The following is a 13,835-nucleotide window of genomic DNA, read 5'->3' as shown; positions in this document are numbered from 1 at the left end:
AATCTTAAATTATTGCTCAGTAAACCTTTTAGTATCTATTGCTACACTCGGGCTCATAGTAGTGGTCATATAAATACTCTTTATATAAACACCCTTAGCTGCCTGAGGTTTCAATTTTACCAGCGTAGTTAATAATTCTTTCGCGTTACCTGCAATTTTCTCAGCATCAAAAGATGCTTTTCCAACTGCTGCATGCACGATACCAGTTTTGTCAACTTTGAAGTCGATCTTACCAGCTTTCACATCTGAAACCGCTTTAGCGATATCCATAGTTACAGTACCGGTCTTTGGGTTAGGCATTAAACCTCTTGGTCCTAGAACACGTCCTAGTGGTCCAAGTTTACCCATAACGCTTGGCATAGTGATGATAACATCAACATCTGTCCAACCGCCTTTGATCTTATCAAGGTATTCATCCAATCCAACGTAGTCGGCACCAGCTTCTTTAGCTTCTTCTTCCTTATCTGGAGTTACAAGAGCCAAAACCTTAACGTCTTTACCAGTTCCATGAGGAAGTGTTACAACACCTCTTACCATCTGGTTTGCTTTACGTGGATCTACGTTCAAACGAACTGCAAGATCTACAGAAGCGTCAAAGTTCTCGTTGGAAACTTCTTTTATCAAAGCTGAAGCTTCGGCAACTGTATAAGTCTTGCCGTTCTCAATCTTAGACTGAGCTTCTTTTTGCTTTTTAGTTAATTTTGCCATTTTCTAATTTCTTTTTGGATTAAAACGGTGCATCACCTTTTACAGTTATTCCCATCGAACGAGCTGTTCCGGCAACCATTTTCATTGCAGATTCTACAGTAAATGCATTAAGATCCTGCATCTTGTCTTCTGCAATCGCTTTAACCTGATCCCAAGAAACACTAGCTACTTTTTTTCTGTTCGGCTCACCAGAACCTTTTTTAGTCTTAGCAGCTTCCATCAATTGTACTGCAGCCGGAGGAGTTTTGATCACAAAATCAAAAGACTTATCCTTATAAACAGTAATTGCAACTGGAAGTACCTTTCCTTGCTTATCCTGAGTACGACCATTGAATTGCTTACAGAATTCCATGATGTTTACTCCGGCAGCACCTAAAGCAGGTCCAACTGGTGGTGATGGGTTAGCAGCACCTCCGCGAACTTGTAGTTTTACAACTTTACTTACTTCTTTTGCCATTTTTCAAATTTTTAAATGATCGTTTATTGAGTGGAAGCTTAAAAAACAATCAAAAAATATATGTAACAGTTATTTTATACTTTTTCAACCTGCATATAACTTAACTCTAATGGTGTCTTTCTTCCGAAGATCTTAACCATTACCTCAAGTTTACGCTTCTCTTCATTAATCTTTTCTACTGTACCATTAAAACCATTGAACGGTCCGTCAATTACTTTAATAGTCTCTCCTATAGTAAATGGTATGGCAACATTATCAGCTTTTACTGAAAGCTCATCAACCTTACCTAACATTCTATTCACTTCAGATTTCCTAAGCGGCACAGGATCTCCTCCTTTTGTTTCGCCTAAAAATCCAATAACGCCATTTATACCTTTGATAATGTGAGGAATCTCACCTGCGATATTAGCCTGAATCATTACATAACCAGGAAAGTAAACACGTTCTTTATTTACTTTCTTACCGTTACGAATTTGTATAACCTTCTCGGTAGGAACCAGAACCTGATCTATCGCATCCTGAAGCCCCAGGTATTCGATCTCTTTTTCAATATAATCTTTAACCTTATTCTCCTGTCCGCTAACGGCACGAACCACATACCATTTTTTTTCCTTTGCTTCTGCCATCGCTATCTAAATTATGATTTAACCCATTCGAAGTACTGCTCAATCGCTCCACTAAAAAGCGTATCAACACCCCAAATAGCTAATGAAAAAATAATCGAGAACACAGCTACAAGCACTGTAAGCCTTTGCGCTTCAGTCCAACTTGTCCAGGTAACGTGGTTTCTTAACTCGTTATATGATTCTGATATGTAATTAACAATTCCTGCCATTTTTCAAAAAAAATATTTGCACGGGTTGAGAGGCTCGAACTCCCGACACCTGGTTTTGGAGACCAGTGCTCTACCAACTGAGCTAAACCCGTAAATATAAGTGAAGGTATCCCGCTCTTCACGGGATACCTTTTTATATTAGAATAATTCTTAGTCTAGAATTTCAGTTACCTGTCCAGCACCTACAGTTCTACCACCTTCACGGATAGCGAAACGTAGACCAACGTTCATTGCAATTGGCTGAATAAGGTCAACATGGATAGTCAAGTTATCACCTGGCATTACCATTTCTACACCATCAGGAAGGTTAATTGTTCCTGTTACATCAGTTGTACGTACGTAGAACTGTGGACGGTAGTTGTTATGGAATGGAGTGTGACGTCCACCTTCTTCTTTCTTAAGGATATAAACCTCAGCTTTAAATTTAGCGTGTGGAGTTACAGATCCAGGCTTAGTAATTACCATACCTCTAGAGATCTGAGTTTTCTCGATACCTCTTAATAGGATACCTACGTTATCTCCAGCTTCACCTCTATCAAGGATCTTACGGAACATCTCAACTCCAGTAATAGTAGAAGTAAGTTTTCCAGCACCCATACCAATGATCTCTACAGGATCTCCAGTGTTAGCAACACCAGTCTCGATACGACCAGTTGCAACAGTACCACGACCTGTAATAGAGAATACATCTTCGATAGGCATCAAGAATGGCTTATCTACATCACGTTCTGGAAGTTCAATCCAGCTATCTACAGCTTCCATAAGATCAAGAACAGTCTTAGACCATTTCTCATCTCCTTCTAAAGCTCCAAGTGCAGAACCTGAAATTACAGGACCATTATCACCATCATATTCGTAGAAAGAAAGAAGATCTCTAACTTCCATCTCAACTAGCTCAAGAAGCTCCTCATCATCAACAAGGTCAACTTTATTTAAGAATACAACGATTCTTGGAATACCTACCTGGCGTCCAAGAAGGATGTGCTCACGAGTTTGAGGCATTGGACCATCAGTCGCAGCCACAACAAGAATAGCACCGTCCATTTGAGCAGCACCAGTTACCATGTTCTTTACGTAATCGGCGTGACCAGGACAGTCAACGTGAGCGTAGTGACGGTTTGCAGTTGAATACTCAACGTGAGAAGAGTTAATTGTAATACCTCTTTCCTTTTCTTCCGGAGCGTTATCAATTTGATCAAACGCACTAGCTTCTGAAAATCCAGCATCAGCCATTACTTTAGTAATAGCTGCAGTTAATGTAGTTTTTCCGTGATCTACGTGTCCAATTGTACCAATATTTAGGTGCGGTTTGGAACGATCATAAGTTTCCTTTGCCATAATTAATACTTATTTAATCTTAGTTATATATTAGTGTTCAATTTTATACAAAACTAGAGCCAACGACGGGAATTGAACCCGTGACCTCTTCCTTACCAAGGAAACGCTCTACCCCTGAGCTACGTCGGCCAGACAATTGACTGTTTTAAACAGCGATATCCATAAACCTAATTAGGGTTTATGGAAAAGATCAGGATTGAGGTAACAAGGCCGATATAACCCACTCAATGGATAATCTAACGAATAGCTTTGAAACACGAAAGGCAGGAAAACCTTTAAATTTCACCTATTCACGACCGGGGAATATCCTGATTCAATTTATTTAGAGCGGGAGACCGGGTTCGAACCGGCGACATTCAGCTTGGAAGGCTGACGCTCTACCAACTGAGCTACTCCCGCATTACCATTTCAGACTTTCATCTTTAGGATTATCTCGCTTTGCTCGATGATCCTGTTCGGGTGGCCCCGAACATATATTTTAAATTCTCTGTTTTAGAAAAGCAAGCTTTTAACAACAGCTTCATTTAAAATCTTTGTGGGGAGAGCAGGATTCGAACCTGCGAAGACGTAGTCAGCAGATTTACAGTCTGCCCTCGTTGGCCGCTTGAGTATCTCCCCAATTTAATTACCACTATTTCATAGAACCGTAGCCGAAACAGCTAAGCTTCTGATGGTTTTTAAAACGGCTGCAAATTAAAGCAAATTTGAAGCACCATCCAAAGCATTTTTTAAAATTTCTGAATATTCTTTTTTAAGTGGTTAAATCTGAATGATTTATTCTTAAAAAAAATTCCGAAACTTCGGTATTTTCAGTATTTCAAGAGCCGATGGAGGGACTCGAACCCACGACCTGCTGATTACAAATCAGCTGCTCTAGCCAGCTGAGCTACATCGGCATTTATGCTTGCTTTTTCAGCATAAAAAAGTCCGCTATTTCTAACGGACTGCAAATGTATATAAATTATTCCTTTATCAAAAAATAATTTGAAAAAAAATCACTTAAACATGCGCGCTCATTTTTTCCTTCTTTTTAATTAGCTGTCTTTGCAATGAACTAACACATTCATCTACACAGGCTTCAAACTTACTACAAGTCTTCTTCACCATTAAATCCCCTCCTGGAATACTTATTAAAATTTCAGTTATTTTATTTTCCTTACCACTAGTGTTCTGCACTTTGAAAAATACATCAGCATGAATAATCTTATCAAAGTAGTTTTCTAATTTATCAAGTTTTTTTTGAGTGAAATCAATCAGTTTTTGATCGGCATTGAAGTTAACGGACTGCAGATTCATTTTCATATCCAGTAGAATTTAATTAAACAAAATGATTAAATTATTCTTTATTGTTCCGGGGATGAGCTTTTTGGTGAACTTTACTCAATTCGGCAATACTATTGTGAGTGTAGACTTGAGTCGCTGCAAGACTGGAGTGACCCAATAATTCTTTTACCGCATTTAGATTAGCTCCCTGGTTCAATAAATGAGTGGCGAACGAATGCCGCAGGATATGCGGACTCTTTTTTAATTTGCCAGACACTCTACTAAAATAATTATTTATAATTCTATAAACAAAACTTTCATAGGTTTTATCTCCTTTGGAAGTCAAAAAAAGATGATCATTTTCTAACAATCCTTCGGTATCCTTTCTATACTCGAGATAAACACGTCCCGTCGCAATCACAGATTTAATCAACGGGATAAACCTCTCCTTATTTCTTTTTCCCAGAACCTTTAAAACACCAGTATCCAGATCCAGGTCCTGCAACTTTATATTTATCAACTCTATCCTTCTAATTCCTGTGGAATAAAACAATTCAACTATAAAGCGATCCCGAACTCCTTCATAAGTAGAATTATCTATATTTTCAATCACCTGCACGATCTCATCTTCTGAAAAAGGGATCTGAACCTTTCTGGGAGTTTTTAAGGCTTTATGCTTCACCATTGGGGAAGCCTCAATTTGATTTGTCTTCAAAAGAAATCTATAAAAGGATTTTAAGGAGGATAATTTCCGGTTAATTGTTCTATTGGAAATTCCTGATTCAGAAAGCTCAACAATCCAGCTACGTACCTGGGAATAATTGACCTCATCTACCCTATCCTGATCATAGGTATGTGATATGAATTCCTGAAAATCCCGCAGATCTGCAGCATATGCAGTTATAGTATGTGTAGAGTATTTTTTTTCAAGCTGAAGATAATCGAGGAAGTGAGAAAAGGGCATAAAAAAACTGTTGATACACAAAGTTAACAAACTTTAGAGTACCAACAGTTCTTTATATTGTCGACTGTTTTACAATCGCCTAATATCTATTTACTAGATATCTTCTGCGTCTCTCAAATGCTGGATGTATTCAGCTTTTTGAATCTGAGCTCTACGCTCTACAGATGGCTTTGTAAAATGCTGACGATCTCTTAGCTGACGCATAGTTCCTGTCTTATCGAACTTTCGCTTAAAACGCTTAAGAGCTCTATCTATATTTTCTCCGTCTTTAACTGGTATAATTAACATAGTGTCATAACCTCCTCTCTTTTGGAATCGGCTGCAAAGATAATGTATTTATATAAATCGCCAATAGATTTATTATTTATTTGCTATCCCTCAATTAATTATCAAAAATTAAGTTCCGGGTATTCTGTAAATTACAGAATAAATAATTCTACTGCAATGAGAAATTCTATAAAAACCCTGTTAGCGTTCCTTTTAATTAATCACTCACTTTTTGCATTTCAGGACATGTCTGAAGTTGAAATTGAAATTATTCCTGTGAACGAAAATGTTTTTATGCTTAAAGGTGCCGGGGGAAACATTGGAGTTTTAACCGGAGAAGATGGTGTATTTATGATTGATGACCAGTTTGCGGCATTAAGCACAAAAATTAAGGCAAAATTAAAAACCATTGATGATCAACCAATAAAATACCTGGTTAATACTCACCATCACGGAGACCATACCGGCGGAAATTCAAATTTTAAGAAAGATGGAACTCTAATCTTTGCTCATGAAAATGTTAGAAAAAGACTGAGAGCAGATTCAACAAAAGTCAATGGATTACCAATTATAACCTTCAATGAAAAAATAAACCTTTATATAAATGGTAATGATATTGTGGCCACTCATGTACATAATGCCCATACAGATGGCGACGTTTTGATCTATTTTCCGCAGAGTAATGTATTACATACTGGAGACACTTTCTTCAACGGAATGTTTCCTTACATAGATCTTAAAAGCGGAGGAAGTGTAGATGGCGATATAGCTGCCGCCAGGAAGGGGCTTTCATTAATTAATGACAACACGAAAATAATTCCCGGACATGGTAAAATAGCCACAAAATCAGATTACCAGGATTATTTAAAAATGCTTGAAACTATCAGGGATAAAATTAACGCCGCCATTAAAGAAGGAAGAACTGAAACTGAAGTGGTAGAAAATGAATCTATTACTAATGAATTCTATTCTGACGAGAAGGCAAAAGATTTCTTCATTAACGGTCAGAAAATAAGAAAGACGTTCTATGATAGTTTAAAAAAATAACCCCGGGTAAAAACCCAGGGTTATTTGAAATATAATTTAAGAACAGCCTTTACTTTGCAGCTGGCTTGTATTCTTTCTGGTCGATCACCATTTTGGCAATGATCTCTTTTAAGATTTCCGAAGTACCACCTCCAATAGGACCTAATCTACTATCTCTAAGCATTCTTGCTAAAGGATAGTCTTCCATATATCCATAACCTCCAAGGAACTGCAAACATTTATACATCACCTCATCCGCGATCTTTGTCGCAAGCAACTTAGACATACTTGCCTCTTTAACTACATAATCACCATCATTCAGTCTTTTAGCGGTAGCGTAATTGAACTCTTTTATAACTTCAACTTCACTAACCATTTCAGCAATAGAATGTCTTAGCGCCTGGAACTTATCTAAAGTCTTCCCGAAAGCTTCACGCTCTTTCATATACCCCATAGTGTACTCCAGGGCAAATTCAGACCGCGCATGTGCATTTATACCCATGATCAAACGTTCCATAGCGAAATGCTGCATAATATAACTAAAGCCTTTTCCTTCTTCTCCCATCAGGTATTCAGAAGGCACTTCCACATTATCAAATGCAAGTTCAGCAGTATCTGAGGCCCTCCACCCTAACTTATTAAGTTTTGTAGCAGATATACCTTTAAACTCTTTATCTACAAGGAAAATACTCATTCCTTTATTTCCTTTGTCCGGATCTGTCTTCGCAGCAACCACATAAAAATCGGCATAAACACCATTAGTAATAAAGGTCTTTGAACCGTTAATTACATATTTATCCCCTTTCTTTACAGCTGTAGTTTTCATCCCTGCAACATCTGACCCTCCAAACGGCTCAGAAACACAAAGACAGCCTATCTTCTCCCCATCAATAGCCGGAGTAAGATATTTTACCTTTAGTTCGTGGCTTGCCTCAACTTTTACGTGAGTCATTGCCAAATAAGCATGTGCCCACATTGCGGCAGCAAAACCACCTGAATTTACTTTTTGTAATTCTTCCAGAAAAATAACAGTGTAAAAAAGGTCAAGTCCCATTCCGCCATATTCCTCTGGTTGATTTAAACCAAAATATCCCATCTCTCCGAACTTCTTCCATATAAATCTTTCAATGGTTCCGGTCTCTTCCCACTTATCTATATGAGGCACTACTTCTTTCTGCAAAAATTCCTGAAAACTTTTCCTGAATAGTTCGTGTTCCTCGCTAAAATATCTACTCATCTATCAATTATATTTTATGGATCTTTCGAAAAAGATCAATTTCCCTGATTATGTAATTATTAATTTGAGTGGTGTTTTATTTCGAATTTCACTCTATGGCCAAATATAATTTAATTCTATCGATTTTATCGGAAGGAAATCGGTTGATTTTTGCTAATTCTTCAAAAGAGCTTATACCTTCATTTAAATTTCGATAGCTAATTATATCCCTGGCCAGAACTTCATTAATATATGGTATTTCAGCTAATTCTAAAGCAGTTATGGAATTGATATTCCTGATAGTTACATCAGGTTTTGTGAGAATCTTGAATTTAAGGTTTATCCTATCTATCACTTCAGGAGATAGTCCATAAACGTCATTAAGCTGAATAGGGTTTAAAAAACCTCCTATACTTAACCTGTACTTCACGATTCTTTCAGACAGCACCTCTCCTACTCCATTGATACTTATTAAATCGTTAGCTGAAGCAGAGTTAAGATCCAGAATGATCATTTCTGAAGGTTTAGATTCAACTGCGGTAATAGTAGAATTTCGCGTTTTAGTCCATTCGGGAAAACGGAAGGAAGGACTGATCTTATTAAGTAAGCTATCGGAAATTCCCGTCACCTTTTGAAAATCATTTGAAGAATTCACCCATTTATTCTGAGCACGGTAAGCCAGTAGTTTATCTATTTCTTCCAAGCTCATCCCAAGCTGATATCCTTTGAAGTCGGTAATGTAATTTGGATTGAAAGGGTATACTGTATCCTTTTTATTTACAGATATTCGATTAATTGAATCAAGTTGGTTCTGGAAAGCCTGTACTTCGGTTTTTTGGATATCGGAGTGATCTTCAGAATCTGAAAAGTCAATAAATAAGATCACCTGAAATATAATAATGAGTACTACCAATACAAAAATCCCATTTTGCTGACTTCTAGAAAGTGCAAAATGGGATTTTAGAAATTTCATCTTATATAGACCTAAGAGGTCGCTTTTGCTTTTTTCTTTTCGGTTTTGTGAAATAATTCACCAGCTTTTAGTCTATGAGTATACTCTTTAAGGTCATCACTAACCTCACCGATCATAAAGTACAGACCAATAATATTAGGGAACGACATTGCAAGAATCATCATATCTGAAAAGTCTAATACCGCACCTAAACTTACAGATGCTCCTATTACCACAAATACAAGGAAAAGAAATTTATATACCATTTCGTTCTTCTTACTCTTACCAAATAAGTATGTCCAGGCTCTCATCCCATAGTAGGACCATGAGATCATAGTTGAAAATGCGAATAAGAAAACCGCAGTTGCCAGTACATATGGGAACCATGAGATAACACTTCCAAATGCAGTAGAATTAAGTTCTACTCCACCAATACCTTCAACTTCGTGCATTCCTGTAAAAATAAGTACAAGTGCTGTTAGAGTACAAACCACAACCGTATCAATAAATGGCTCTAAAAGAGCTACAAATCCTTCAGAAGGCGGATGGTTAGTTTTAGCTGCAGAGTGAGCAATCGCTGCGGAACCTACCCCGGCTTCATTCGAGAAGGCTGCTCGTTGGAAACCAACGATCAGAACCCCTATGACTCCACCTTTAAGCGCACTTGGACTGAATGCTCCATCCCAGATCGCCGCAAAAGCAGGCCCAATATTTTCAAAATTAACCCCAATAACTACAAAGGCTCCTATAACATAAACAGCTGCCATGATCGGGACGATCTTTCCGGTAACCTTGGCAATACTACTAATACCTCCAATAATAACAATTCCAACAAGAACAGCTACTACGATACCAAACCAGAATCCGTTTCCTACTAGCACTGGGAATTCTCCCGCCAAAATAGAAAAGGATTGGTTCGCCTGGAACATGTTACCTCCACCAAAGGAAGCTCCAATTGCCAGAATTGCAAAGAAAGCGGCAAGGAACTTACCTAAGCCTCTTTTATTTCTTTTCTCAAGACCATATCTAAGGTAGTTCATTGGCCCACCAAATACACGACCTTCAGAATTGATAAATCTATATTTAACCCCAAGAGTACATTCAACAAATTTAGAAGACATCCCAAGTAAACCCGCGAGTATCATCCACATAGTTGCTCCTGCACCACCTAAGGATATTGCTACAGCAACACCTGCAATATTACCAAGACCTACGGTACCAGATACGGCAGTAGCTAATGCCTGGAAGTGGGTTACCTGTCCTGGTGCATTGGGATCATCAAACTTACCTCTGGCAAGTTGAAGTGCATGTTTAAAACCTCTAATATTTATAAACCCTAAACGAATTGTGAAGAATAAAGCTCCAAGAACCAACCACACCACGATAAAAGGAATATTCTTTTGTTGAGGATCTCCGTTTGGATGAACTAGAGCTATAGGCTCATCGTATGATATAGACGCGAAATATTGAGCTCCCTGCTCAATTACATCTTCCTGATTATTTGAATCGTAAATTACTTCACCTTCTTCCAGAAAATGCTGCAGGACACCATCTGCATTCGCATAGCTATTAATGTTCTGACCATTTTTAGATACTACTGCAACTAGATCCCCTTCTTCTACATGTTTTCCTTCTTCAACTTTCCATTCCTCAAGAATGAATTTCGCATCTTCATTAGCATCCCATTCCGGAGCCTCTACTCTCTTGCGGTCTGCGTAAACTACAGGGTCATATATTCCAATAGCAGAAAATGGATCCCAGAATAGCACACTTCCCATACTTGCAACTATAGGAGCGAAAGTTCCGTTAAAATGTTCTGTTATCGCTTCTGCATCTACAGTGTAGGATTTTTCAACCGATTTTCCTTTACTATCTGTCACCACAACATCATAGGGAATCCCTTCAGTCAATTCTTCAGCTCTGTTAGATTCCAGACTAGTAGACTGGTTAGACCATTTGTACTCATAAGGAGGGGTTCCTCCTGTTACCTCCAACTCGATAAACCCATTATTAATAACATTAGAGGGATTACCAACTTTGGCCTTTACGTCTAGTTCTTGTGCAGACAATCCAAAAATTGAAAATAAAAAGAACATTGAAAGTAAGTACTTTCTCATATAGATTTTCGTTTGTTATATAAAGTTAAATTTTCAGCCGGTGAATATGCTAAAAAAATAGGCTAAATCAAATTTTTGGGAGTTAAATTGTGAAAATACTGTTAAATAAAAATTTATTCCTTAAATCACTATTGAGAGGCGTTCTGGCCTAAACCGAATAGTATTTTTTCAGACTTTCTATCTGATCTGGTCTACCAATCATTATAAGTTTGGACTCCTTTTCAAGCTTTAGTGAGGGTTCAGGATTAACAACATAGGAACCCGAAGGAGATTTGTAACCAATAATAGAACAACCTGTTTTTTTCCTAATATCGGTCTCGGCTATGGTCTTTTCAAGTCCATCTGAACATACCTTCGAGAAAGGAATTTGCTCTACATTGATACTGTCATGCCTTCCTGAAACTGAAAGATTATCAAGAAATTCTACCAGATCTGGCACCACTACTAATGAGGCCATATGGCTTCCACCAATTCTATCTGGCATAATCACATTATCTGCGCCAGCAAGTTTCAATTTTTTATAGCTATTCTCCTCTGTCGCCCGACTAATGATCTTTAGATCATTTTTTAATTGCCTTGCCGAAAGAACAATAAATAAATTATCGGCATCTCGAGGTAAGGCACATATCAAAGTAGAAGCCCTCTCTATGCCTGCAGTTATTAAGACTTCATCTTCAGTCGCATTACCTACTATATAATTTAACTGATCATCTTCTATCCCATGCAAAATTTCTTCATTTCGATCTATTATTACGAAATCCTTACGATAATCTATAAGTTTCTGTACGGCTTCTTTTCCATTCTGCCCATAACCACAAACAATAACATGATCCTTAAAAGAATCTATTTTCTTTTTCATTTTATTACGTTTAAGATTACCAATATTGTTCTTATTCAGAATATGTTCTGTGATAGTAGATAGACCAAATCCGAAGATAAAAAGTCCTGAAATTATAAATACTGAAGTAAAGATCTTACCATAAGCCCCCATGGGCTGAACCTCTCCATACCCCACAGTACTCACAGTAATTATGGTCATGTAAAGTGCATCTACCCAGGTATAATCATATAGAAAATGAAAACCTACAACTCCGGTTATAAAAACCATAATAATAAGTACTATGGCCAGTTTTAAATTAGAATCTATCAGTTTTCTCATAGATCGAATACCGAGGTTCGTTTTGTATAAATTAGATCTTTAAGCTTTAGCCAGAAGGCAAGAGTGAGATAAACTATAAAACCAACTCCCATTGTGAAGAATGAAGCATAAATAAAGAACAGCCTTACATTCTTTGCGCGCATCCCCAATTTATCTGCCATTCGGCTGGAAACATAGAATCCGTGTTTTTCCAGATAATATCTAATATTAGATACAAAAGTTGTCATGTCACAAATTTAAATGTATTTGGGAGATTTTTTCAACAAAGAAGCACCCAATTCACACTGCAAACATTTATTTAAATCACAATATTCGTTTTTTAATTGCAATAAGGCCTGAGAGTCCATAGCATTATTTGCAGTTTTTGGCCTTAGCTCGTTGAAGATTTGAATTATGGAATTCTTTTCTAATTTAATACCAGATATTAATTCCTGAATATATTGCTCATTTTCCTCCCCTATAAAACCTGAATAACAATGATTAATAGGGATAATACAGTTTATTAATAGTAGATCGATAAAATTAGAGGAGAGCTTTTTATTTCTTCTGGTATGCGTTTTCCCGAAGTTGTAATGGGTTCTCCAGTATTCAGAAATTTCCAGATCAAATAAGTTTTTCAAATCCCTGACAGTATTCGCTTCTATCAGGTCATAAAATATACTTTTCTTTTTTCCATACAAAGCAGCTAGTTGAGCCAGCCTTATAGTTGGAAAATTATCTGGTCTTAACCTGAAAAATTGCGGAGATTCTAAATACTTATTATCTAAAGAATATTTATTCCTTAGAAATTCATATTCTTTCATTAGTTCTAACGAGTATTTATCTTCGTGCTTTATAAGCCCGGCCTGCCCTAATAAAAGCGCTTCCATTGAGAATTGACTGTTACTTATTTTCTGAATGATCTTAAAATCTATGCTTCGTGCAATATTCAGAAAAGATTCAGAATTAACATTTAACCCAAAGCTTTTGAACAGGATTGCGAACAATACTGCTTCCCAATTATTTCCTGTTTCGGCAAGTAACTGAAGAATTAGTTTCGATTTCTCTTCCAACCGCTCAAAGTAAAGTCTCTCCAGCCAGTGTTCAACTTGAAAATCTGAAAAGTTCCTGAAATCATTTTCACAGTTTATTTTTAAATGATCCTTAAGAAGTAGCTTTTCATAAGCTTCCAGAATGCCTTTCTCAATCCTGTCCTTGAGTTCCAGGGTTGGTATTATAGAATCATTTTTTCTGAAGATTTCTACATCATGATCCCAAACCACATGCAGAATTACATTATCATAATTGGGATTCTCCTCATGTCTATGAAAGTACCAGTCTGAAGATCTTAAATGCATCTCTACATTTCCGGCCCATAACTGCTCCCCTATTTGTATTTTAGCATTAAAGAAATCTGGACCAGACAACTCATTCTGAAAGCCCGGATGAACAATATTTATTGTATCACCTGCAGACGTAATAAGCCCTTCAGAATTAAACTTCTGATACTTCCAGATATGATATAAAAAATCTTCTCTCACCTCTCAAATGTAT

15 protein-coding genes and 5 tRNA genes are annotated in these 13,835 nt (G+C 37.1%); 1 reads left to right on the top strand and 19 read right to left on the bottom strand.

The annotated features are described in order from the left end of the window. Positions 1-9 precede the first annotated feature (9 nt). From rplA to rpsU, 13 genes are all read right to left on the bottom strand, one after another. Positions 10-708, bottom strand: a complete 699-nt coding sequence (rplA, locus tag G530_RS0106895; protein ID WP_026933826.1) for a 50S ribosomal protein L1 — start codon at positions 706-708, stop codon at positions 10-12. Positions 709-727: 19 nt separating this feature from the next. Then, positions 728-1,165 carry a 50S ribosomal protein L11 gene (gene rplK / locus G530_RS0106890; protein ID WP_011710241.1) on the bottom strand — a complete coding sequence of 146 codons (438 nt, stop codon included), beginning with the start codon at positions 1,163-1,165 and terminating at the stop codon, positions 728-730. Between the two features lie 74 nt (positions 1,166-1,239). Then, a complete protein-coding gene (nusG, locus tag G530_RS0106885; RefSeq protein ID WP_026933825.1) occupies positions 1,240-1,791 on the bottom strand; it encodes a transcription termination/antitermination protein NusG in 552 nt (183 codons plus the stop codon). 11 nt (positions 1,792-1,802) lie between these two features. Then, positions 1,803-2,000: a preprotein translocase subunit SecE gene (gene secE / locus G530_RS0106880; protein WP_026933824.1), complete on the bottom strand. Its 198-nt coding sequence runs from the start codon at positions 1,998-2,000 to the stop codon at positions 1,803-1,805. A gap of 19 nt (positions 2,001-2,019) precedes the next feature. Further along, positions 2,020-2,092, bottom strand: a tRNA-Trp gene (locus tag G530_RS0106875). 58 nt (positions 2,093-2,150) lie between these two features. After that, complete coding sequence (gene tuf, locus G530_RS0106870) at positions 2,151-3,338, bottom strand: elongation factor Tu (protein ID WP_026933823.1); 1,188 nt, start codon at positions 3,336-3,338, stop codon at positions 2,151-2,153. 57 nt (positions 3,339-3,395) lie between these two features. Continuing rightward, positions 3,396-3,467: transfer RNA gene (locus tag G530_RS0106865), tRNA-Thr, on the bottom strand. Positions 3,468-3,664: 197 nt separating this feature from the next. Then, a tRNA-Gly gene (locus tag G530_RS0106860) sits at positions 3,665-3,737 on the bottom strand. Between the two features lie 137 nt (positions 3,738-3,874). Continuing rightward, positions 3,875-3,956: transfer RNA gene (locus G530_RS0106855), tRNA-Tyr, on the bottom strand. A 204-nt stretch (positions 3,957-4,160) separates the two neighbouring features. Further along, positions 4,161-4,234: transfer RNA gene (locus G530_RS0106850), tRNA-Thr, on the bottom strand. A gap of 103 nt (positions 4,235-4,337) precedes the next feature. Further along, positions 4,338-4,640: a ribosome hibernation-promoting factor, HPF/YfiA family gene (gene hpf / locus G530_RS0106845; protein ID WP_026933822.1), complete on the bottom strand. Its 303-nt coding sequence runs from the start codon at positions 4,638-4,640 to the stop codon at positions 4,338-4,340. A gap of 34 nt (positions 4,641-4,674) precedes the next feature. Continuing rightward, positions 4,675-5,565: a tyrosine-type recombinase/integrase gene (locus G530_RS0106840; protein WP_026933821.1), complete on the bottom strand. Its 891-nt coding sequence runs from the start codon at positions 5,563-5,565 to the stop codon at positions 4,675-4,677. A gap of 93 nt (positions 5,566-5,658) precedes the next feature. Next, positions 5,659-5,853 carry a 30S ribosomal protein S21 gene (gene rpsU / locus G530_RS0106835; RefSeq protein ID WP_026933820.1) on the bottom strand — a complete coding sequence of 65 codons (195 nt, stop codon included), beginning with the start codon at positions 5,851-5,853 and terminating at the stop codon, positions 5,659-5,661. 156 nt (positions 5,854-6,009) lie between these two features. On the opposite strand from rpsU, the gene G530_RS0106830 reads away from it, so the two are divergent. Beyond that, complete coding sequence (locus G530_RS0106830; protein WP_026933819.1) at positions 6,010-6,879, top strand: MBL fold metallo-hydrolase; 870 nt, start codon at positions 6,010-6,012, stop codon at positions 6,877-6,879. Between the two features lie 49 nt (positions 6,880-6,928). Here G530_RS0106830 and G530_RS0106825 read toward each other — a convergent pair whose 3' ends face one another. The 6 genes from G530_RS0106825 to G530_RS0106800 all read right to left on the bottom strand — a co-directional run bounded on the left by G530_RS0106825 (position 6,929) and on the right by G530_RS0106800 (position 13,822). Further along, on the bottom strand, positions 6,929-8,095 hold the full coding sequence (locus tag G530_RS0106825) for an acyl-CoA dehydrogenase family protein (protein WP_026933818.1): 1,167 nt from the start codon (positions 8,093-8,095) through the stop codon (positions 6,929-6,931). 88 nt (positions 8,096-8,183) lie between these two features. Then, on the bottom strand, positions 8,184-9,047 hold the full coding sequence (locus G530_RS0106820; RefSeq protein ID WP_026933817.1) for a ComEA family DNA-binding protein: 864 nt from the start codon (positions 9,045-9,047) through the stop codon (positions 8,184-8,186). Positions 9,048-9,058: 11 nt separating this feature from the next. Beyond that, positions 9,059-11,143 carry an amino acid carrier protein gene (locus G530_RS0106815; RefSeq protein ID WP_026933816.1) on the bottom strand — a complete coding sequence of 695 codons (2,085 nt, stop codon included), beginning with the start codon at positions 11,141-11,143 and terminating at the stop codon, positions 9,059-9,061. 148 nt (positions 11,144-11,291) lie between these two features. Next, positions 11,292-12,302 carry a potassium channel family protein gene (locus G530_RS0106810; protein ID WP_026933815.1) on the bottom strand — a complete coding sequence of 337 codons (1,011 nt, stop codon included), beginning with the start codon at positions 12,300-12,302 and terminating at the stop codon, positions 11,292-11,294. Beyond that, positions 12,299-12,529 carry a PspC family transcriptional regulator gene (locus G530_RS0106805; RefSeq protein ID WP_026933814.1) on the bottom strand — a complete coding sequence of 77 codons (231 nt, stop codon included), beginning with the start codon at positions 12,527-12,529 and terminating at the stop codon, positions 12,299-12,301. The genes G530_RS0106810 and G530_RS0106805 overlap by 4 nt, the downstream gene beginning before the upstream one ends. Positions 12,530-12,538: 9 nt before the next feature. Beyond that, positions 12,539-13,822, bottom strand: coding sequence for a DUF2851 family protein (locus G530_RS0106800; protein ID WP_026933813.1), 1,284 nt, complete (start codon positions 13,820-13,822; stop codon positions 12,539-12,541). Positions 13,823-13,835: the final 13 nt, after the last annotated feature.

The organism is Christiangramia echinicola DSM 19838, assembly GCF_000423065.1.
Classification (GTDB): Bacteria; Bacteroidota; Bacteroidia; order Flavobacteriales; family Flavobacteriaceae; genus Christiangramia; species Christiangramia echinicola.
The sequence above is the reverse complement of the archived record's forward strand: the minus strand, read 5'-3'. Positions and strand labels throughout refer to the sequence as shown.

Bases quoted from the DNA above. Each gene is read 5' to 3' on its own strand.
- rplA (WP_026933826.1), bottom strand. From the start codon at position 708: ATGGCAAAATTAACTAAAAAGCAAAAAGAAGCTCAGTCTAAGATTGAG.
- rplK (WP_011710241.1), bottom strand. From the start codon at position 1,165: ATGGCAAAAGAAGTAAGTAAAGTTGTAAAACTACAAGTTCGCGGAGGT.
- nusG (WP_026933825.1), bottom strand. From the start codon at position 1,791: ATGGCAGAAGCAAAGGAAAAAAAATGGTATGTGGTTCGTGCCGTTAGC.
- secE (WP_026933824.1), bottom strand. From the start codon at position 2,000: ATGGCAGGAATTGTTAATTACATATCAGAATCATATAACGAGTTAAGA.
- tuf (WP_026933823.1), bottom strand. From the start codon at position 3,338: ATGGCAAAGGAAACTTATGATCGTTCCAAACCGCACCTAAATATTGGT.
- hpf (WP_026933822.1), bottom strand. From the start codon at position 4,640: ATGAAAATGAATCTGCAGTCCGTTAACTTCAATGCCGATCAAAAACTG.
- G530_RS0106840 (WP_026933821.1), bottom strand. From the start codon at position 5,565: ATGCCCTTTTCTCACTTCCTCGATTATCTTCAGCTTGAAAAAAAATAC.
- rpsU (WP_026933820.1), bottom strand. From the start codon at position 5,853: ATGTTAATTATACCAGTTAAAGACGGAGAAAATATAGATAGAGCTCTT.
- G530_RS0106830 (WP_026933819.1), top strand. From the start codon at position 6,010: ATGAGAAATTCTATAAAAACCCTGTTAGCGTTCCTTTTAATTAATCAC.
- G530_RS0106825 (WP_026933818.1), bottom strand. From the start codon at position 8,095: ATGAGTAGATATTTTAGCGAGGAACACGAACTATTCAGGAAAAGTTTT.
- G530_RS0106820 (WP_026933817.1), bottom strand. From the start codon at position 9,047: ATGAAATTTCTAAAATCCCATTTTGCACTTTCTAGAAGTCAGCAAAAT.
- G530_RS0106815 (WP_026933816.1), bottom strand. From the start codon at position 11,143: ATGAGAAAGTACTTACTTTCAATGTTCTTTTTATTTTCAATTTTTGGA.
- G530_RS0106810 (WP_026933815.1), bottom strand. From the start codon at position 12,302: ATGAGAAAACTGATAGATTCTAATTTAAAACTGGCCATAGTACTTATT.
- G530_RS0106805 (WP_026933814.1), bottom strand. From the start codon at position 12,529: ATGACAACTTTTGTATCTAATATTAGATATTATCTGGAAAAACACGGA.